This window comes from Pseudomonas sp. FH1 (assembly GCF_000510895.2).
GTDB lineage: Bacteria > Pseudomonadota > Gammaproteobacteria > Pseudomonadales > Pseudomonadaceae > Aquipseudomonas > Aquipseudomonas azotoformans_A.
Genome location: NZ_AOHM01000146.1, coordinates 61,016 through 80,338 on the forward strand (window position 1 = coordinate 61,016; position 19,323 = coordinate 80,338).

17 protein-coding genes are annotated in these 19,323 nt (G+C 62.1%); 9 read left to right on the forward strand and 8 right to left on the reverse strand.

Annotation, left to right across the window (positions count from 1 at the left end; genetic code table 11):
- Positions 1-28: 28 nt before the first annotated feature.
- Positions 29-1,312 (forward strand): protein kinase, encoded by a 1,284-nt coding sequence (locus H096_RS32130; RefSeq protein ID WP_033903320.1) that lies wholly within the window; start codon positions 29-31, stop codon positions 1,310-1,312.
- Between the two features lie 33 nt (positions 1,313-1,345).
- Here H096_RS32130 and H096_RS32135 read toward each other — a convergent pair whose 3' ends face one another.
- Together H096_RS32135 and H096_RS32140 are read right to left on the reverse strand one after the other, a co-directional pair.
- Positions 1,346-2,053, reverse strand: a complete 708-nt coding sequence (locus H096_RS32135) for a YebC/PmpR family DNA-binding transcriptional regulator (protein ID WP_016976136.1) — start codon at positions 2,051-2,053, stop codon at positions 1,346-1,348.
- Between the two features lie 99 nt (positions 2,054-2,152).
- The gene (locus tag H096_RS32140; protein ID WP_033903251.1) at positions 2,153-3,010 is read right to left on the reverse strand and encodes a LysR substrate-binding domain-containing protein; all 858 of its coding nucleotides are present in this window, start codon (positions 3,008-3,010) and stop codon (positions 2,153-2,155) included.
- Between the two features lie 110 nt (positions 3,011-3,120).
- Between H096_RS32140 and H096_RS32145 the strand changes: the two genes are divergently transcribed.
- The 3 genes from H096_RS32145 to H096_RS32155 all read left to right on the forward strand — a co-directional run bounded on the left by H096_RS32145 (position 3,121) and on the right by H096_RS32155 (position 5,738).
- Positions 3,121-4,242, forward strand: a complete 1,122-nt coding sequence (locus tag H096_RS32145) for a 2-aminoethylphosphonate--pyruvate transaminase (RefSeq protein ID WP_033903252.1) — start codon at positions 3,121-3,123, stop codon at positions 4,240-4,242.
- Positions 4,239-5,066, forward strand: coding sequence for a phosphonoacetaldehyde hydrolase (phnX, locus tag H096_RS32150; protein WP_033903254.1), 828 nt, complete (start codon positions 4,239-4,241; stop codon positions 5,064-5,066). Before H096_RS32145 ends, phnX begins: the two co-directional genes overlap by 4 nt.
- 114 nt (positions 5,067-5,180) lie before the next feature.
- Positions 5,181-5,738, forward strand: a complete 558-nt coding sequence (locus tag H096_RS32155) for a cytochrome b (RefSeq protein WP_016976132.1) — start codon at positions 5,181-5,183, stop codon at positions 5,736-5,738.
- Here the strand turns inward: H096_RS32155 and H096_RS32160 are convergent.
- Positions 5,728-6,612, reverse strand: a complete 885-nt coding sequence (locus tag H096_RS32160; protein ID WP_033903255.1) for a pyridoxal-phosphate dependent enzyme — start codon at positions 6,610-6,612, stop codon at positions 5,728-5,730. The genes H096_RS32155 and H096_RS32160 overlap by 11 nt on opposite strands.
- A 57-nt stretch (positions 6,613-6,669) precedes the next feature.
- The gene (locus H096_RS32165; RefSeq protein ID WP_033903256.1) at positions 6,670-8,709 is read right to left on the reverse strand and encodes an NADPH-dependent 2,4-dienoyl-CoA reductase; all 2,040 of its coding nucleotides are present in this window, start codon (positions 8,707-8,709) and stop codon (positions 6,670-6,672) included.
- 211 nt (positions 8,710-8,920) lie between these two features.
- On the opposite strand from H096_RS32165, the gene H096_RS32170 reads away from it, so the two are divergent.
- The 3 genes from H096_RS32170 (at position 8,921) to H096_RS32180 (ending at position 12,414) form a co-directional block, all read left to right on the forward strand.
- Positions 8,921-10,051, forward strand: coding sequence for a carbon-nitrogen hydrolase family protein (locus tag H096_RS32170; protein ID WP_033903257.1), 1,131 nt, complete (start codon positions 8,921-8,923; stop codon positions 10,049-10,051).
- Complete coding sequence (locus H096_RS32175; protein ID WP_033903258.1) at positions 10,048-11,076, forward strand: AraC family transcriptional regulator; 1,029 nt, start codon at positions 10,048-10,050, stop codon at positions 11,074-11,076. The genes H096_RS32170 and H096_RS32175 overlap by 4 nt, the downstream gene beginning before the upstream one ends.
- Positions 11,077-11,409: 333 nt before the next feature.
- Complete coding sequence (locus H096_RS32180) at positions 11,410-12,414, forward strand: pyruvate dehydrogenase (RefSeq protein WP_033903259.1); 1,005 nt, start codon at positions 11,410-11,412, stop codon at positions 12,412-12,414.
- Positions 12,415-12,477: 63 nt separating this feature from the next.
- Here H096_RS32180 and H096_RS32185 read toward each other — a convergent pair whose 3' ends face one another.
- On the reverse strand, positions 12,478-12,948 hold the full coding sequence (locus H096_RS32185; RefSeq protein ID WP_033903260.1) for a MarR family transcriptional regulator: 471 nt from the start codon (positions 12,946-12,948) through the stop codon (positions 12,478-12,480).
- A gap of 145 nt (positions 12,949-13,093) precedes the next feature.
- On the opposite strand from H096_RS32185, the gene aceE reads away from it, so the two are divergent.
- On the forward strand, positions 13,094-15,754 hold the full coding sequence (gene aceE, locus H096_RS32190; protein WP_033903261.1) for a pyruvate dehydrogenase (acetyl-transferring), homodimeric type: 2,661 nt from the start codon (positions 13,094-13,096) through the stop codon (positions 15,752-15,754).
- Between the two features lies 1 nt (position 15,755).
- Here aceE and H096_RS32195 read toward each other — a convergent pair whose 3' ends face one another.
- Together H096_RS32195 and H096_RS32200 are read right to left on the reverse strand one after the other, a co-directional pair.
- Positions 15,756-16,529 carry a DUF2242 domain-containing protein gene (locus H096_RS32195; RefSeq protein WP_033903262.1) on the reverse strand — a complete coding sequence of 258 codons (774 nt, stop codon included), beginning with the start codon at positions 16,527-16,529 and terminating at the stop codon, positions 15,756-15,758.
- Positions 16,530-16,618: 89 nt separating this feature from the next.
- Complete coding sequence (locus H096_RS32200) at positions 16,619-17,518, reverse strand: LysR substrate-binding domain-containing protein (RefSeq protein WP_033903264.1); 900 nt, start codon at positions 17,516-17,518, stop codon at positions 16,619-16,621.
- Between the two features lie 119 nt (positions 17,519-17,637).
- Here H096_RS32200 and H096_RS32205 point away from each other — a divergent pair, with 119 nt between their 5' ends.
- Positions 17,638-18,843 (forward strand): MFS transporter, encoded by a 1,206-nt coding sequence (locus H096_RS32205; protein WP_033903266.1) that lies wholly within the window; start codon positions 17,638-17,640, stop codon positions 18,841-18,843.
- On the opposite strand, the gene H096_RS33790 is transcribed toward H096_RS32205, so the two are convergent.
- Entirely contained in the window at positions 18,790-19,314 is a 525-nt protein-coding gene (locus H096_RS33790) for a GNAT family N-acetyltransferase (protein WP_082462003.1), read from the reverse strand. The two genes, H096_RS32205 and H096_RS33790, sit on opposite strands and share 54 nt — an antisense overlap.
- Positions 19,315-19,323: the final 9 nt, after the last annotated feature.

Sequence of the window (19,323 nt, forward strand, 5' to 3'; positions counted from 1 at the left end):
GCCTTCTAGCCGAGTGACCGCGCCGTTCATGCATACCCTCGCCCAACTCAAGGCCGGCCAATTGGCCGGTATCACCCGCCTGGACCTGTCCTGCGGGCTGACTGAATTCCCTCGGGAAATCTTCGAACTGGCCGACTCCCTGGAGATCCTCAACCTCAGCGGTAACGCCCTGAGCCAACTGCCCGACGACTTGCACCGCCTGCCCCACCTGCGCGTGCTGTTCTGCTCGGACAACCGGTTCACCGAGTTGCCGGCTAGTCTCGGACAGTGCGCCAAACTGAGCATGATCGGCTTCAAGGCCAACCAGATCAGTCATGTGCCCGCCGCCGCGTTGCCGCCGTTGTTGCGCTGGTTGATCCTGACCGATAACCGCATCAGCCAGTTGCCCGACGAACTGGGCAAGCGACCACTCCTGCAAAAGCTGATGCTGGCCGGCAACCAACTGGCGCACCTGCCGGAAAGTCTGGCCAACTGCCACAATCTCGAATTGCTGCGCATCGCCTCCAACCGCTTCACCCAATTGCCGGATTGGCTGCTGGCACTGCCGAGCCTGACCTGGCTGGCCTATGCCGGCAACCCCGTTGAAATGGCCGTGGACGTAACGGCCGATGACGCCACGCCGAATATTCCCTGGTCCGAACTGGAACTGGCCGAAGTCCTCGGCGAAGGCGCTTCCGGCATTATTCGCAAGGCCCTGTGGAAACCGTCAGGCCAGCCCGTTGCGGTCAAACTCTACAAAGGCACCATCACCAGCGATGGCTCGCCGCTGCATGAAATGCAGGCCTGCATCGCCGCCGGGCTGCACCCCAACCTGATCAAGGTACAGGGCCGCGTGGTCGGCCACCCGGATGAGCCGGCTGCACTGGTCATGGACCTGATCGACCCGAGCTACCGCAACCTCGCGGCCCTGCCGAGCTTGGCGTCGTGCACCCGCGACATCTATGAACCGGATACGCGCTTCAGCCTGGAAGTGGCACTGCGCATGGCGCGAGGTATCGCGTCGGTCGCCGCGCACCTGCACCGGCACGGCATCACCCATGGCGACCTGTATGGCCACAACATTTTGTGGAATGCAGCCGGCGACTGCTTGCTGGGGGATTTCGGCGCGGCATCGTTCCATGCCACGGCGGATAGCGTGGAAACCAGGGCGTTGCAGCAGATTGAAGTGCGGGCGTTTGGGATTTTGCTGGGGGAGTTGTTGGAGCGGGTTGATGAACAGGTCAGTGACGAGCTGGTCGCGCTGCAAATACGCTGCTGTCAGCCCGATGTGTTGGCGCGGCCGGGGTTCGACGAAATAACGCTGACCCTGTAGGAGCCCGGCGGGCCGGACTCCCGAGAGGATTTTTTAGCCTGCCAACCCGACAAACATATCCTGCACGTCATCATGGTTGTCCAAGCCTTCGAGGAAGGCTTCAACCTCGGCCATCTGCTCATCGCTCAAACCGCTCACCGGGTTTTTCGAGAGGTAGCCCAGCTTGGCCGACAGCACGGTGAAACCCTGCTCCGGCAAGGCTTTTTGTACGGCGTCGAGGTCGGTGGTCTCGGTGATGAACAGGGTAGTGCCTTCTTCTTCACCCTCTTCGAAATCCTGGGCACCGGCTTCGATGGCGGCCATTTCCGGATCGGCGTCCGGGCTGTCCGGCGAGGCTTCGATCAGGCCGACGTGGTTGAAGTCCCAGGCCACGGAGCCGGAAGCGCCCAGTTGGCCCTTGCGGAAGGCCACGCGGATTTCCGCCACGGTACGGTTGATGTTGTCGGTCACGCACTCGACGATCAGCGGCACCTGGTGCGGCGCGAAGCCTTCATAGGTGACGCGGTGGTATTGCACGGTTTCGCCGAGCAGACCGGCGCCTTTCTTGATGGCGCGGTCCAGGGTTTCCTTGGGCATCGAGGCCTTTTTGGCCTGTTCCACCACCAGACGCAGGTGGGCGTTGGTGGAGGTGTCGGCGCCGTTGCGGGCGGCGATGGTGATTTCTTTCACCAGCTTGCCGAAGATCTTGCCCTTGGCATTGGCTGCCGCTTCTTTATGTTTGACTTTCCACTGTGCGCCCATGACTCACTCTCTTTTGTCCATCGCGCCCAAACGTCTACTGGCCGGCGCTTTGGGGGCAGAGTTTATAGCGCAAAAACGCAACGTTCCACCAAAAAACCGTCAGGGCGCCAACTCGAAAAACGCCTGAATCAGGCGCAGCGAGCGGCGCCGCTCCATGCAGCCGAGCATGTGCCGGTTCACCAGCCCATCGCCCTGGACCGGCACCGCACGCACGCGCGGGTCCGGACTGACCTCCATGGACGACACCACGCCTACGCCCAACTCAGCGGCGACGGCTTCGGTCACCGCTTCACGGCTGTCCAACTCCAGCAGCACCTTGGGCTGTACGCCGGTTGCGGCACAGGCGTCATCGAACGTGCGCCGGGTGATGGAACTGGGCTCGCGCAGCACCATGATCACCTCGTTGAGCTGCTCCAGGCGGATACCTTCGGGCAGCGCCGCCCACGGGTGACTGGCCGGCACCAGCGCGCAAATCCGCGATTCGTTCAAGGGTTGCAGATGCAGGCCGTTGCGCGGCTCCACCTCGGTAAGCACCGCCACATCCGCGTGCTCGGACAACAGCGCCGCCAAGGTTTCCTGGGCATTGCCCAAGCGCAGGTTCACGGTGATGCCGGGGTAGCGCGCGCGCAGGCTGGCGATCATCGGCATCACCAGGTGCGGGCCGTCGGCCGCGACTTCCAGGCGCCCGGTGAGCAATTGGCGATTGGCCTCCAGCATCGTCTGCGCTTCGTCCACCAAGCCGAAGATGGCCCGAGTGATCGCCGCCAACCGCGCGCCCTCCTCCGTCAACTCCACGCGCCTGGCGGTGCGACGCAGCAACGGGATCTGGTAGTGCTCTTCCAGCGCCTTGATATGCCCGGTCACCGCCGGCTGGCTGATGAACAGCCGCGCCGCCGCACGGGTAAAACTGCCCTCGCGGGCCACGGCATCGAACGCACGCAATTGAAACAGGTTCATAGATATCGGCCTCACTGATAGCTCGCATAACAACAAACAATTTGATTGATGACAAGCCAAACTGCAATTTAGGCGCCGTAGATTCATCCGATGCTTCGCGAGGACTAATAATGACGACGCCCATCCTGCTCACGCCCGGCCCGCTGACCACCTCCGCCCGCACCCGCCAGGCCATGATGGTGGATTGGGGTTCATGGGACGACCGCTTCAACCAGCTCACCGCCAGCGTCTGTGAACAGTTGCTGGCAATCATCGACGGCGCGGCCAGCCACCACTGCGTGCCGTTGCAAGGCAGCGGCACCTTCGCCGTCGAAGCCGCCATCGGCACCCTGGTGCCGCGCAACGGCAAGGTGTTGGTACTGATCAACGGTGCCTACGGCAAGCGACTGGCGAAAATCTGTGAAGTGTTGGGCCGCGAGTTCAGCACCTTTGAAACCGCCGAAGACCAACCCACCACCGCTGCCGATGTGGACCGCCTGCTGCAAGCCGACAAGGCCATTACCCACGTCGCACTGATCCATTGCGAAACCAGCACCGGCATCCTCAACCCCCTGGCCGAGATCGCCCAGGTCGTGAAAACCCAGGGCAAGCGCCTGATCATCGATGCCATGAGTTCCTTTGGTGCGCTGCCGATCGATGCTCGCGACGTGCCGTTCGATGCGCTGATCGCCGCGTCAGGCAAGTGCCTGGAAGGCGTACCAGGAATGGGTTTTGTCTTCACCGATAAACAGGCACTGGCTGCAGCCCAAGGCAACTGCCACTCCCTGGCGATGGACCTGTTCGACCAGCACGCCTACATGGCCAAGACCGGCCAATGGCGTTTCACCCCGCCGACCCACGTGGTGGCGGCCCTGCACGAAGCGCTGCTGCAATACGCCGAGGAAGGCGGCTTGCCCGCCCGTCATCAACGCTATGCACGCAACTGCCAGGCACTGCTCGACGGCATGGCCGAATTGGGCCTGCGCAGCTTCCTGCCGGCGCAAATCCAGGCGCCGATCATCGTCACCTTCCACGCCCCATACGACCCGCGCTACCAGTTCAAGGACTTCTACGAACGGGTCAAGGCCAAGGGCTTCATCCTGTATCCGGGCAAGTTGACTCAGGTGGAAACCTTCCGCGTGGGCTGCATCGGGCATGTGGATGCAGCCGACATGCACGCCGCCGTCACCGCCATCGCCGACGTACTGCACGCCATGGGCATCACCCTTTATTCTTCCGGAGCACACGCATGAACTATCAGAACCCCAACACCCTGCAAGCGGTGATCCTCGACTGGGCCGGCACCGTGGTCGACTTCGGCTCTTTCGCTCCCACGCAGATCTTCGTCGAGGCCTTTGCCGAGTTCGACGTGCAGGTCTCCATCGAAGAAGCCCGTGGCCCGATGGGCATGGGCAAGTGGGACCACATCCGCACCCTTTGCGACCAACCGCAGGTTGCCGAACGCTACCGCAAGGCGTTCGGCCGCACGCCAACCGATGACGACGTAACCGCCATCTACCAGCGCTTCATGCCGTTGCAGATCGAGAAAATCGCCGAACACTCGGCGCTGATCCCCGGCGCCCTCGACACCATTGCCCGGCTGCGTGTGCAAGGCATCAAGATCGGCTCCTGCTCCGGCTACCCCAAGCAAGTCATGGATAAAGTCGTCGCCCTGGCTGCCACCAACGGCTACATCGCCGACCACGTGGTCGCCACCGACGAAGTGCCCAACGGTCGCCCCTGGCCGGCCCAGGCCCTGGCCAACGTGATCGCGCTGGGTATCGATGATGTGGCGGCGTGCGTGAAGGTCGACGACACCGTGCCGGGTATCCTCGAAGGCCGTCGCGCCGGCATGTGGACCGTGGCCCTGACCTGCTCCGGCAATGCGCTGGGCCTGACCTACGAACAGTTCCGCAGCTTGGACGCCGCGACCCTGGCCAGCGAGCGCCAACGCATCGAGGCGATGTTCGAAGGCTCGCGCCCGCACTACCTGATCGACACCCTCAATGACCTGCCTGCGGTCATCAGCGACATCAACGCACGGCTGGCCCGTGGGGAAATGCCGCAGAGCCACTGACCGAGGTCAAAACCACGACACTTACGCCAGGCAAACCGCTCAAAACCGGCATACAGTTAAAGGACTCCATCACCAAAGAATGGAGGTTTGCCCTGATGAGTGAGGAAACCAGCGATGCCGTGGAAAAACTCCGATACACGTTACAGCACCATGTCGATCGCGTTGCACTGGTTGATGGTGGTGCTGCTGGCGGTGGTCTACGCCTGCATTGAATTACGCGGCCAGTTTCCTAAAGGTAGCGGTGCGCGGACGTTGATCGTCGAGATGCACTTTATGTTTGGCCTCACGGTGTTTGTGCTGGTGTGGTTGCGGTTGTTCGCACGCAGCCTTGGCGTGGCGCCGAAGATCGTACCGGCACCGCCGCAATGGCAGAGCCTGTTGGCGACCCTGATGCACGTCGCGCTCTACGCGTTGATGATCGGCATGCCGATTGCCGGCTGGCTGATCGTCAGTGCCGAAGGGCATTCGGTGATGTTCTACGGGATGGAATTGCCGCCGTTGATTGGCGAGAACAAGGCACTGGCCAAGGAGATCGAAGGCTGGCATGTGTGGTTCGGCAAGGTCGGTTATTGGCTGATCGGGCTGCATGCGCTGGCGGGGATTGCCCACCACTACATCCTGCGGGACAACACGGCGTTACGCATGATGCCAGGCAAGCGCGCTAACCCATGAAGCCCCGGTTGCCCTGAAGGCCACCGGTGTGGACGAAGATCAGGCGAGTACCGGGGGTGAAGCGCCCGGCCTCGATCTGTTGCTTCAATGCGAGTAAGGCCTTGCCGGTGTAGAGCGGCTCCAAGGGCAAGCCGCAGGTTTGTTGCGTGGCGTCGATGAAGTCGAGCAGCACCGGGTCGACGTTGGCGAAGCCACCTCGGCTGGCGTCCAGCAGTTCATAGCCGTCCTGCACAAGGGCGTCGACGTTCTGTGCCACGCCGTGGTCATCCGGCACCGCCATGGCGCCATACACCGGGTGTGCGCCCGCTTCCGCCAGCACCAAACCGGCCAAGGTCGTCCCCGTACCCGCCGCCAACCACCACGCGTCGTAATCCGCCCAGCCCAGCGTGGGCAACTGCGCGCGAACCTGCTCGACCAGCACACCACAGCCAATCGCACCGGCAAGCCCGCCACCGCCTTCAGGCACGGGATGGAGATCGGGATACTGCTCACGCCAAGGTTGCCAAAAGCCCGGCTCATGCCGCGCACGATAGCCGCCATACCCCAGCCAATGCAGCTGCATGCCGAAGGCTTCCAGGTCTTGGATTGTGGGAGTGTCTTGAGGATGCCCGCGCAGCAGGCCAACCGTGGGAAAACCGAAGCGTTTGCCCGCCGCCGCCAGAGCATGCAAATGGTTGGAGTAGGCACCGCCCAGGCTGATGATGCCGCGAGCGTTTTGCGCCTGCGCCAAGTGCCCAGTGAGCTTGAACCACTTATTGCCGCTGATCAGCGGGTCGATGCGGTCCAGGCGCAACACGGCCAGCTCGACACCTTTCAGCCAATCCAGGCGCAAAGGTTCAAGCGGTGCGTGGGGCAGCCAATCGAAGGGACCCATTGGGAGGGACCTGCATGAAAAACGGGGCGGTAGTCTAACACCGCCCCGCTTCGGGTCTTACAGCTCGGCGGCGAGGCGCGAGCCCTGGTTGATGGCGCGCTTGGCGTCCAGCTCGGCCGCCACGTCGGCGCCGCCGATCAGGTGCACGTTCTGACCGGCCTCGACCAGGCCGTCCTGCAATTCGCGCAACGGGTCCTGGCCGGCGCAGATGACGATGTTGTCCACCGCCAGCACCTGGGGTTCGCCCTCGGCGCCGATACGGATGTGCAGGCCTTCATCATCGATCTTCAGGTACTCGACACTGTTGAGCATCTGCACCTGTTTGTTCTTCAAGCCGGTGCGGTGGATCCAACCGGTGGTCTTGCCCAGGCCGTCGCCGACCTTGGAGGTCTTGCGCTGCAGCAGGAACACTTCACGCGCCGGGGCATGCACCTGGGCCTTGATCCCCGCCACGCCGCCTCGGGCTTGCAGCTGGGTGTCGATGCCCCATTCCTTCCAGAACGCTTCGCGGTCCAGGCTGGTGGACACGCCCTGGTGCACAAGGAATTCCGAGACGTCGAACCCGATACCGCCCGCACCGATCACCGCGACGCGCTTGCCCACCGGCTTGCGCTCCAGGATCACGTCCAGGTAGCTCAGCACCTTGGCATTGTCGATGCCTGGAATCGCCGGGGTACGCGGCGCAATGCCGGTGGCGAGGATGATCTCGTCATAACCGCCTGCCGTGAGTTGCGCCACATCGACGCGGGTGTCAAGGCACAGTTCGACGTGGGTGGTCTGCAATTTGCGCTTGAAGTAGCGCAGGGTTTCGAAGAACTCTTCCTTGCCCGGCACACGCTTGGCAATGTTGAACTGGCCGCCGATTTCACTGGCGGAATCGAACAGGGTCACTTGATGACCGCGCTCTGCCGCCACCGTGGCAGCCGCCAGGCCCGCAGGACCGGCGCCCACTACAGCGATCTTCTTGATCTGTTTGACCGGCAGGTAATTGAGTTCCGTCTCGTAGCACGCCCGAGGGTTGACCAGGCAGGTGGTCAACTTGCCGCCGAAGGTGTGATCCAGGCAGGCCTGGTTGCAGCCAATGCACGTGTTGATCTCATCGGCACGCCCGGCGGCAGCCTTGTTGACGAAGTCTGGGTCAGCCAGAAACGGCCGCGCCATGGAGACCATGTCGGCGTCGCCCTCTGCCAGAATCTGCTCAGCGATTTCCGGCGTGTTTATGCGGTTGGTGGTGATCAGCGGAATCTGCACCGCACCGCGCAGCTTGGCGGTGACTTTGCTGAACGCACCACGGGGCACCTTGGTGGCGATGGTCGGGATGCGTGCTTCGTGCCAGCCGATCCCGGTGTTGATGATCGTCGCGCCAGCACCTTCGATCGCCTTGGCCAACTGCACGATTTCTTCCCAAGTGCTGCCGCCTTCCACCAGGTCGAGCATCGACAGGCGGAAGATAATGATGAAGTTCGGGCCCACGGCCTCACGCACACGGCGCACGATTTCCACGGCCAGGCGCATACGGTTTTCGTAGCTGCCACCCCAACGGTCGGTACGGTGGTTGGTGTGAGCCGCGAGGAATTGGTTAATGAAATAACCTTCGGAACCCATGATTTCCACGCCGTCGTACTCAGCCACCTGGGCCAGCAGCGAGCAGGTGACGAAATCCTGGATCTGCTTTTCGATGCCCTCTTCGTCCAGCTCCTTGGGCTTGAACGGGTTGATCGGCGCCTGGATCGCGCTCGGGGCGACCTGCTTGGGGCTGTAGGCATAGCGGCCGGCGTGGAGGATCTGCATGCAGATCTTGCCGCCCGCCTCGTGCACGGCCTGGGTCACGATCTTGTGTTTCTGCGCTTCTTCGTCGGTGGTCAGCTTGGCCGCGCCAGCGTAAACACCACCCTCGTCATTCGGGCCGATGCCACCGGTCACCATCAAGCCCACGCCGCCACGGGCGCGCTCGGAAAAATAGGCCGCCATGCGCTCGAAACCGCCGGGTTTTTCTTCCAGGCCGGTGTGCATCGACCCCATCAGGGTGCGGTTGCGCAAGGTGGTAAAACCCAGGTCCAACGGGGCCAGCAGGTGCGGGTAGGCAGCAGCGGTCATGGTCAAGCTCCACAACGGATCATCACGGGACGTGGCAGGCTCGAATGGCCTGCCATCGGTTTATGTCCCACAGACTAAGAGGCAGTGGACGACGGCTCAATGACTGAAACTGACAAGTTATTGATCCAAATGCACAGCGCCCCTTGGCAAGCCCGCTCATGGGCCCTACCCTAGTCGCGAACCCTACACACGGTCTGTTGTCTGTTCCCCCATGCGTAAACTTCTCGCTTTTACCGTCACCATGGCCCTGGTTGCCGCCGTCGCCGCGTATCTGGTCTGGACCCAGGAGCGCCCCGTGGCGCATTACCTGTCGGACCTGCGCATCACCCTCGCCGTCAACGAAGGCCTGCCGGCCGACCGGGGCAACCTGCTGGGCATCCAGCCGGAGCTGTTCCCCGCCGACTACCAGAGCCTGGAACGCCTGCACTTGAAGCTCGCGGCCTACCTGCAAAAAGCCCGCGACCAGGGGCTGATCAACGACAAGACCATCGTCGTGCTACCGGAACACATCGGTACCTGGCTGATGCTCACCGGCGAAAAGAACGAGGTGTATCAGGCTCTCCACGTCAAGGATGCGATGAATTGGTTGTCGGTGAGCAACCCGCTGCTGTTCGCCCGCGCCTGGATCAGCGCCACCGGCGACAACCGCACCGACGACGCCTACCTGCGCATGAAAGCCGACGGCATGGCGCGGGACTATCAAGTGCTGTTCGGTGGCCTGGCCAAGGAGTTCGGTGTCACCTTGGTGGCCGGCTCCATCACCCTGCCCAACCCTAGTGTCAGCCAGGGCCAACTGCGCGTCGGCCATGGCGCCTTGTACAACGCCAGCGTGGTGTTTGCCGCCGATGGCTTGCCGATCGGCGATCCGCAGCGCCAGCTCTACCCGATCTATGACGAGCGCGGCTTTATCGAGCCGGGTGATGAAAACGTCGTCAGTGTGGTCGACACTCCGGCCGGCCGCTTGGGCGTACTGGTGGGCAGCGACAGCTGGTACCCGGACAACTACCGCAAACTCAACGAACGAGGCGCCCAGTTGATCGCCGTGCCGGCCTTTGTGCTGGGCCGCGATACCTGGGACCGCCCTTGGCGCGGCTTCAAAAGCGTGTCCACGCCGACCGAAATCAGCCTCAAGCCCGAAGAACTCAGTGAGGGCGAAGCCTGGCGTCGCCTGACCCTGATCAGCCAGACACCGGTCAGCCAGGCCAGCGCCGGCATGAGTGTGTTCCTGCGGGGCCAGTTCTGGGACCTGGGCACGGCCGGGCACAGTTTTCTCAGCAGCAACGGGCAAGTCAACGCCGATGGCGAAGCCCGTGGCGCGCGCCTGTTGAATATCTGGCTGTGAAGCCCGTACGGCTGGGTGATCTGTCGGTGGGCTTCGTGCACACCCTGGCCGATGCCATTCACAGCCACGGCCTGGACCCGCAACCGCTGCTGCTGCAATACGGCCTCGACCCGGCGCGCCTCGCCGAAGCGGGTGCACGGTTGTCGATCCCGCGCTATATGCGCCTGGGCCATGCCGCCATCCAACTGACCGGCGACGCGGGCCTGGGCCTGCGCATGGGCCAGCTCAGCCGTTTGAGCCAGGCCGGGCTGGCGGGCGTCACTGCCGCGCAAGCGCCCAACGTACGCGAGGCGGCGCGCGCATTGACTCGCTTTGAAGCGCTGTACGGCTCCAATTATCGCGGGCAGTCGAGCTTTGCCGAAGATGCCGAAGGCGCCTGGTTGCGGTTCTACTCCATCAGCCCCTACAACGCCTACAACCGCTTTGTGGTGGACTCGATCATCGCCGGCTGGCTGCATCAACTGTCGAGCCTGGCCCAGCAACCGGTGCAGGCGCAGCGTATCGACATCGAGTTCGAGGCACCGGAATACAGCGATCAGTACAGCGTGCTGGGAGACATCCACTTCGGTGCCGAGGCCAACCAACTGCGCCTCAACCAGCAGACTTTGGCCCTGCGCAACCCACAGCATTGCCCCAGCACCTGGAACCTGTTGTTACAACTTTGTGAGAGAGAGTTGGAGCAATTGACCCGCACCCGCAGCCTGCGCGAGCGCATTACCCGCTTGCTCGGACCCATGCTCAATGGCGGCCGGGAACCCGACCTGGAAGAAGTGGCGGCACGCTTGAAGCTGCCCACCTGGACACTGCGCCGCAAACTGGCCGACGAAGGCACTCAGTTCCGCGCGATTCTCAATGACACCCGCCGCGACCTGGCCATGACCTACATCCGCGATACGGAACTGGCGTTCGGCGAGATCGCCTACTTGCTCGGTTTTGCCTCGGCCCAGGCGTTTCAACGGGCCTTCAGGCGATGGAACAACCAGACCCCAGGGGAATTTCGCCGCAGTCAGCGGCATTCCGCCTGAAGTCGGTATTACAGCTCTGTAGCGTCGTCAGCCGGTTCCAGCGGGTCCAACTCAATCGCGTGGTACTCCAGCAGTTCTTCCTGGTAATCGTCCATGGTGGGCTCCTTCTTGAGTTAAGAGTGACTGCAGGTAAATGACCTGCATCACCAGCCTAAAGTGCCGTCATGACGAAAAAATGTCGGCGTCATGACGTTCCTGCACCTAAGGATTAAACGTAGCAGCGTTACCGGGATTTAGCACCTGGGCCATGAGAAACCATTGCAATGATTGCAATTGCAATCAAATACAAATTTCCTTTAGGGTAATGGCATTCGTCGCCAGGTGACCCTCCCCATGTCCGCCACTACTGCACACGCCGCGCAACTCTGTATCGACGCACTGAACATCACCGACACCGTCCACCGCTCACCGCTGTATACCGTGATGAGCATGGCCAACACCCTGGAATTCAGCCGGCAAGCCTGGGTGATTCGCGGCCAGTCACACTCCCGGCGTGTGGGTAACTGGCCCAGTTGGTTTGCACGCAATACCGCCGAAAAACCCTTGCTCTACCTGCACAGCGCGCATTCGTCGGCGCAGTTGAGTGCGTTGTCGGACGCCACACAACAGCGCGGCATCCTGTGCAACGACACTGAAAACCAGCCTTCCGCCTGGCCCAAAGGTACACAACCTTCCCTGCCACTGTGGCTCGCCACCCATCCACGTTGCACACCCTACGACCCCGCTTCCGGCGAGGAAGCCCGGACGATTGTGCTGGCAGGCTTGCACACCTTGTATGTCGAGGGTGAGCCGGGGTTTTATTACCTCGCGTTGCATGATCAGCAAAGCGTAGCGGTGCTGAGCACGCAGGATCGCCAGGACGCGCTCAAGGGCATGTACCCCATCACGCGTGACCACACGGGCGACGTACGTTTGCTCGGTGCGGGCAGCGCACTGGAAGACGTGCTGCACGCCGCACGATTATTGAAGCAGGACTGGGACATCACTGCGCAGGTCTGGAGCTGCCCCAGTTACACACGACTGGCGCGCGAGGCTGCAGTAGCTGAACGCTGGAATCGGCTGCACCCTACAGCGCCCAAGCGCAGTTGCCATTTACGTGAATGCCTGGCCGCAAATGCAGCGCCGGTGATTGCTGTCACGGGGTATCCGCAGGCGATTGTCGATCAATTAGCGGGGTATGTGGATGCGCGGTTTGTGCCGCTGGGAGCGGGGTCAGTGCAAGCGGCGGCACCGAGTCGGTATTGGATCGTGGTCATGGCGCTGCGGGCATTGGCGGATGAGGGCCGTATTGCTCTTCAGCAGGTGGAAACAGCGATGGCCCGGTACCCACTCCAATGAACTGGAACGCCGCCAACTGTGGGAGCTGGCTTGCCCGCTCCCACATTGGATCTGCACTGAGTTTCAGGTTTTGCGCCGGCTGCGGGTCTGCCCCCCGGCCTCCATCGCCAGCCCTGCCGTGCGCTCCAATGCATCCGCAAATCCCTGGCGCTGCTCCGGCTCGATCTGCGACAGAAACAACTCATCCACCGTGCTTTCGTAGATCCTCCACATCTTTTTACGCAACACCCGGCCGGCGTCGGTGATCGAGGCAAACGCCGCGCGACCGTCGCCATCGGAGCGCGAGCGCACGACCAGTCCGTCCTTTTCCAAGCGATCAACCAGGCGCGTGAGGTTATAGCGCTCAATGGCCAGCACATCAGCCAGTTCGTGCATACGGCGGGTGCCGTCGGGGCCGCTTTCCAAGCCCCACAGCGCGTCATACCAAGCATACGGCGGCAGGTCCGCCTCGGCCAGGCGCCGCTCGATTTCACGGATGACCGTCCTGTGGGCCCTGACAAAACGGAACCATACATCCGGTTCTTTCGACGACATCCAACACCATCCGGGAGATTTCAAGAAGGTTGCAATAGTAGCTCATCCCGCGCTAGATTCGGCCATGTAGTTGCAATTGCAATTACTTTTTCGGCACTCCCATAAGGAGCCCGCCACTTGAAACCCGCCTACCCTGGAGCCTCACATGACCCCGAACAACGCAGTCAGACGCGACGACGATCCACAGGAAACACGCGAGTGGCTGGAGTCCATCGAATCGGTGCTGTCCACCGAAGGTCGCCCGCGCGCCCACTACCTGATCGATCAGTTGCTGGATTTCGATGTGGCGCGGCATGGCGACTTCTACGGGCGGGTCACCACGCCCTACGTCAATACCATCCCGTTGGACCGCCAACTGCCCTACCCTGGCAACCTGGCCATTGAGCGTCGCACCAACGCGTTTATCCGCTGGAACGCCATGGCAATGGTGCTGCGAGCAGGCAAGCACTCAGGTGTGGGTGGGCACATCGCAACCTATGCGTCAGCGGCCGTGCTGTATGACGTAGGCTTCGACCACTTTTTCCGTGGGCGTACCGATACCTTTGATGGCGACCTGGTGTACATCCAGGGCCACTCCTCCCCTGGCATCTACGGCCGCGCCTACCTGGAGGGCCGCATCAGCGAAGCACAACTCGACAACTTTCGACGTGAGGCCGGTGGCGAGGGCATTTCATCCTATCCGCACCCACGGCTGATGCCTGACTTCTGGCAGTTCCCCACCGTGTCCATGGGACTCGGCCCGATCACTGCCGCTTACCAGGCGCGCTTTATGCGTTATCTGGAATTGCGTGGCCTCAAGCAACATCAGGGCCGCAAGGTCTGGGCCTTCCTCGGCGATGGCGAAATGGACCAGCCGGAATCCCTGGCCGCCATTTCCCTGGCCGGGCGTGAGAAACTCGATAACCTGATCTTTGTGGTCAACTGCAACCTGCAACGCCTGGACGGCCCGGTGCGCGGCAATGCCAAGGTGATCCAGGAATTCGAAAGCCTGTACCGCGCCGCCGGCTGGAACGTGATCAAAGTGATCTGGGGCGGTGGCTGGGACGTGCTGCTGGAAAGAGACCAGAGCGGGCTGCTGCGCCAACGCATGATGGAATGCGTGGACGGCGACTATCAGAACTACAAATCACAGAACGGCGCCTACGTTCGCGAACATTTCTTCGGCAAATATCCGGAGCTGCTGGCGTTGGTTGCAGACATGTCTGACGACGATATCTGGAAACTCTCACGGGGCGGACATGACCCGGACAAGGTCTACAACGCCTATGCCGCTGCCGTGCGCCACAGTGGCCGACCTACGGTGATCCTGGCGAAGACCGTCAAGGGGTTTGGCATGGGCGAAGCCGGCGAAGGCCAGAACATCAACCACCAACTCAAGAAAATGGGCGCCGACGCTATAAGAGCCTTCCGCGACCGCTTCGCCCTCGAAGTGGCCGACGACCAACTCGCCGACATCCCTTACATCAAACCCGCCGCCGACAGCGAAGAAGCCCGCTACTTCGTTGCACGTCGCCAGGCGCTCGGCGGTTATGTACCGGCGCGGCACAGTGCGGTCGAATCGTTGCAAATCCCTGAATTGAGCGCGTTCGCCACCCAGCTCAAAGACACGGGCGAGCGCGCGATTTCCACCACCATGGCCTTCGTGCGCATCCTCGGCACCCTGCTCAAAGACCCGCACCTGGGCAAGCTGATCGTGCCCATCGTGCCGGATGAATCGCGCACCTTCGGCATGGAGAGCCTGTTCCGTCAGATCGGTATCCATTCCGCCGTCGGCCAGCTCTATACCCCACAGGACGCAGGACAACTGAGCTACTACAAGGAAAGCAAGGACGGACAGATCATGCAGGAAGGCCTGAATGAATCCGGCGCCATTTCCTCTTGGATCGCAGCGAGTACGTCCTACAGCAACCACGGCCTGATGACGGTGCCGTTCTATATCTTCTATTCGATGTTCGGGTTCCAGCGGGTCGGAGACCTCGCCTGGGCGGCCGGCGATGCGCGGGCCCGCGGTTTCCTGTTAGGGGCCACGGCCGGCCGCACCACGTTGATGGGCGAAGGCTTGCAGCATGACGATGGGCACAGCCATATCCTGTCGTCGGTGATTCCGTGCTGTGTGTCCTACGACCCGACGTTTGCCTACGAGCTGGCGGTGATCATTCGCGAAGGCATGCGGCGGATGTATGTCGAACAAGAGGACATTTACTACTACATCACCCTGCTCAACGAAAACTACCCGCACCCGGCGATGCCTGATGGCGTGGAAGATGGAATTCTCAAGGGTATGTATAGGCTGGGTGCCAGCAAGCAGGCGCAAGTCCAACTGATGGGCAGCGGCTCAATCCTGCGGGAGGTCATGGCGGCGGCTGAACTGCTGGAGAAAGACTTCGGCGTACGCAGCGATGTGTGGAGCGTGACCAGCCTCACCGAATTGCGCCGTGACGGGCATGAGGCCGAGCGCTGGAACCTGCTGCACCCAGAGTGCGAGCCAAGGGTGAGTTACGTGGAGCAATGCCTGGTCGGGCACATGGGGCCGGTGGTGGTGGCGACGGACTATGTAAAGCTGTTCGCCGATCAGATCCGCCCCTTCGTACCCGGTCGACGTTTTGTGGCGCTGGGCACCGACGGCTTCGGGCAATCGGATACCCGCGAAAACCTACGCGCACTCTTCGAAGTGGACCGGCACTTCATCGTACTGGCCGCCTTGAAGGCATTGGCGGACGACGGCGTGATCGCGCGTGAAAAAGTCAGTGAAGCCATCAGCCGCTACGGGATCAACGTCGACAAAACGAACCCCGTAGCAGTCTGATTTACTGCGCAGGCGTCGGCAGGGGCGGAATCGCTTCTGTCGGCGGTGGCAGGTCCGGGTTGCTGGTGGCCGGTGCAGGCTCGGCTTGCGGCGCAATCGGCGCAGCTTCGACGGGTGGCGCTACCGGCTGTGAAACGGCGGGTTCTTCCTTCGCAGGCTCGACCTTCTCGGCGGCGGGTGCGGCTTTAGGTTCCGGCACGCCGAGCTCAGCCTTGGGCTTCTCGGGAATGTTCTCGGCCTTCTTCACCTCTTGCGGCAGGAACACGTCCACCAGCGCGAAGTAACGCTCGTAGAACTTCGGCGCGGACACCGTCTCGCTGGCCACCTTCACCATCGAGTCATCGGTGGAGCCGATCGGCATCGACACCGAACCCAGCACGCCCACCCCCAGGCTTGCGGAGTTGTTGACCTTCTTCAGCGCATAGCGATCCTGAAGGGCGTTGGCAAACATCGTCGAATGGTTGGTGCCTTTGCCATCATCGGCACACACCACGTTGAAGCTGATCTGCAGATGGGTCTCGCCGGTCTGCTGGAAGCTCTTGTTGCCCACCACCAGTTTCGGATCGCTGCTGGTGATGATGTAGCCCTGGCTCAGCAAGGCACGCCGCGCGGCTTCGCACGCTGCAACGTCAGTGACCGGGTAATCCCGGGAAAACGTACCGGAGTCGTCGAAATTCTCATGTTCATAAATGGCGGTCTTGGGTGACGAGCAGCCCGCGGCGCCCGCCAGCACCAGCGCCAGCCCGAGGCTACGCAAGTGAAATGATGTCGACATTGAAAATCCTGAGGAAAACGGTCCGGGCGGTATTGTGCAACAGAACGCTGCCTTGGCGCGCGCATTCCTGTCGGTAAAACGTCACAGCCTTACGCGACGCCGCCCGTAGGAAACAGCCCGGCACACATATGATCAATAAACACGCGCAGTTTGGCCGAGGCATGGCGACTTGATGGCCATAACATCCAGAAGCTCCCCCGGTGCTCCAGATAATCATCCAGCACCCGCTGCAGACGTCCTTCGTTCACCGCCTGATTGACCATGTAGTCCGGCAGACAGGCGATACCCAGGCCTTCGTGCACCACGTGGTTGAGGGATTCGATCGTGGTGCTTACCAGCGGGGCGCGCAAAACGGGATCCGAGGTGCCGGGGTCAAGTCGCAGCGGCCAGTGCTCCAGTTTGCCGGTCGCGCAAAACTTGTGGCGCAGGCAGGCATGCTCGCTCAACTGTTGCGGCTGCTGCGGTGTACCGTGCTGGCGAAAATACCCTGGTGTTCCCACCAGCACCAGTTGGTAATGCCCCAGGTGGCGGGCCATCAAGCGCGAATCTTCTGGCTTGCCGGTGCGAATCACCGCGTCGAACCCTTCCTCGATCACATCCACCATGCGGTCGGAAAAATCCACATCCAGTTCGATGTCCGGGTAGGCGCGCATGAAGTCGCTGATCACCGGCATCAACAGGCCACGCACTTGCGGCACGCTGATCCGCAACTTGCCGCGCGGTGTGGCACTGGCTTCGGTCAGCTCCCGTTCGGCGGCCTCGACCTCAGCCAGGATGCGCCGCGAGCGCTCAAGGAACAGCGCACCTTCGCTGGTCAAGGTGATGCTGCGAGTGCTGCGGTGAAACAACCGCACGCCTAGGCGCTCTTCCATCCGCGCGATGCTTTTGCCGATGGCTGAAGACGATACGCCCAGCACACGCCCGGCAGCGGTGAAGCTGCGGGTCTCCGCCACCTGCACGAAAACGGAAAGGCTGCCCAGGCTGTCCATGAAAAAATCCTCGATGATTGCGGACGTTGAAGTCCGATAAGTTCGGAACCTTAGCCTGTTTTTCCGCCGACCACAGCCCCCTACCCTGCTTGCTTGCCCTTTTGCATGGATAGAGCACGATGACCTCCCTTACCGATTCCCCCATGAAAGTCCAGCGGGACACGCTGCCATTGGGTGGTTTGCTGGCCTTGGCCAGTGCCGGTTTTATCACCATCCTCACCGAAGCCATGCCCGCCGGTCTCTTGCCACAAATGGGCGAAGGCTTGGACGTGTCACCCGCACTGGTTGGCCAATTGGTCACGCTGTACGCCCTCGGATCACTGCTGGCGGCCATCCCCCTGACGCTGTTGACCCGAGGCTTGCGACGCCGCCCTCTGCTGCTTATCGCGATTGGCGGCTTTGCTTTGGTCAACAGCGTGACCGCCCTTTCCAGCCACTACGGGCTGACCCTCGTCGCACGCTTCTTCGCCGGCGTGTTTGCCGGGCTGCTGTGGGCACTTCTGGCGGGTTATGCCAGCCGGATGGTGGCACCTCATCTGCAAGGCCGCGCGATTGCGGTGGCCATGCTTGGGGCACCGTTGGCGCTGTCATTGGGTGTGCCCGCCGGCACCTTTCTGGGCGCCGTGGTCGGCTGGCGGCTGAGCTTTGCGATCATGACCGGGCTGACATTGGTGCTCTTGGTATGGGCGCGTTGGCAACTGCCGGATTTCGCTGGCGAACCGGCTGGAAAACGCCTGGGCCTGCATCAAGTGCTGGCCTTGCCGGGGATTCGTCCGGTGCTGTGGGTGACCTTGACCTACGTGTTGGCCCACAACGTTCTGTACACCTATATCGCTCCGCTGCTGGTGCCAGCCGGCATTGCTGCGGATATCGACCGAGTGCTGTTGGTGTTCGGCCTCGCCGCTTTGTTGAGCATCTGGCTGGCCGGCGTGCTGATTGATCGTTGGCTGCGCGCACTGCTGCTGATCAGTTGCGCACTGTTTGGCGTGATTGCCTTGGCACTGGCCTTCTGGATGAACGTGCCCGCGGTCATCTATCTCGCCGTTGCGTTGTGGGGCCTGGCGTTCGGCGGGCTGCCTGCATTGCTGCAAACAGCGCTAGCCAAATCAGCGGGTGAGTCGGCGGACGCCGCCCAGTCGATGCTGGTGACCGTGTGGAACCTCGGGATAGCAGGTGGTGGGCTGGCGGGCGGTGTATTGCTTCAGGGCTGGGGCGTCACCGCGTTTCCATGGGCAATTGTGCTACTGATGCTACTGGCGCTGATCGGGGCCTCACAGGTTGCGTCCCAACAACTGGCCCGGCCATCCTTCCAGCTCGAACGTTGAGAGACGCTGATACCCGCACGCTTCATAAAACCGCACAAGATCACCGGTGCCACCGGCATAGCAGTCCACTCGCAGGCGCCTCGCTCCAGCAGCACGGGCTTGGTCGTCGGCGAAGGCCAGCAGCCGTCGACCCAGCCCACGGGCATGCACGTCACGCGCGGCGATCAGCAATCGCACATAGACTTCCGGCTCGCAGGCTGCCGGCACGTAAGGCATCGACTCACCCAGCACCAGTGCCGCCAGGATAAGCCCGTCTGGCGCCTCGACTACCCAAGCACCCGGCAACACGCAAGCCTGCGTGACTTGCTCGACTCGCCGTGGCAATGCCGACCAGGGCTCAATACCCCATTGAGCCGTATTGCCCCTACTCACGAACCAGGCGATCACACCATCAAACACCTGCAACACTGCCGGGACATCCGCTGCACTCGCGCGACGGATCACCCACGCTTCTACTCCTTGAATGGACACGCTTGAAAC

What these genes read in the sequence shown, in the direction of transcription:
- H096_RS32165 (WP_033903256.1), bottom strand. Translation starts at nt 8,709, where the DNA reads ATGACCGCTGCTGCCTACCCGCACCTGCTGGCCCCGTTGGACCTGGGT.
- H096_RS32170 (WP_033903257.1), top strand. Translation starts at nt 8,921, where the DNA reads ATGCGTAAACTTCTCGCTTTTACCGTCACCATGGCCCTGGTTGCCGCC.
- H096_RS32140 (WP_033903251.1), bottom strand. Translation starts at nt 3,010, where the DNA reads ATGAACCTGTTTCAATTGCGTGCGTTCGATGCCGTGGCCCGCGAGGGC.
- H096_RS32200 (WP_033903264.1), bottom strand. Translation starts at nt 17,518, where the DNA reads ATGGACAGCCTGGGCAGCCTTTCCGTTTTCGTGCAGGTGGCGGAGACC.
- H096_RS32205 (WP_033903266.1), top strand. Translation starts at nt 17,638, where the DNA reads ATGACCTCCCTTACCGATTCCCCCATGAAAGTCCAGCGGGACACGCTG.
- H096_RS32160 (WP_033903255.1), bottom strand. Translation starts at nt 6,612, where the DNA reads ATGGGTCCCTTCGATTGGCTGCCCCACGCACCGCTTGAACCTTTGCGC.
- H096_RS32130 (WP_033903320.1), top strand. Translation starts at nt 29, where the DNA reads ATGCATACCCTCGCCCAACTCAAGGCCGGCCAATTGGCCGGTATCACC.
- H096_RS32195 (WP_033903262.1), bottom strand. Translation starts at nt 16,529, where the DNA reads ATGTCGACATCATTTCACTTGCGTAGCCTCGGGCTGGCGCTGGTGCTG.
- H096_RS32185 (WP_033903260.1), bottom strand. Translation starts at nt 12,948, where the DNA reads ATGTCGTCGAAAGAACCGGATGTATGGTTCCGTTTTGTCAGGGCCCAC.
- H096_RS32135 (WP_016976136.1), bottom strand. Translation starts at nt 2,053, where the DNA reads ATGGGCGCACAGTGGAAAGTCAAACATAAAGAAGCGGCAGCCAATGCC.
- aceE (WP_033903261.1), top strand. Translation starts at nt 13,094, where the DNA reads ATGACCCCGAACAACGCAGTCAGACGCGACGACGATCCACAGGAAACA.
- H096_RS32145 (WP_033903252.1), top strand. Translation starts at nt 3,121, where the DNA reads ATGACGACGCCCATCCTGCTCACGCCCGGCCCGCTGACCACCTCCGCC.
- H096_RS32155 (WP_016976132.1), top strand. Translation starts at nt 5,181, where the DNA reads ATGCCGTGGAAAAACTCCGATACACGTTACAGCACCATGTCGATCGCG.
- phnX (WP_033903254.1), top strand. Translation starts at nt 4,239, where the DNA reads ATGAACTATCAGAACCCCAACACCCTGCAAGCGGTGATCCTCGACTGG.
- H096_RS32180 (WP_033903259.1), top strand. Translation starts at nt 11,410, where the DNA reads ATGTCCGCCACTACTGCACACGCCGCGCAACTCTGTATCGACGCACTG.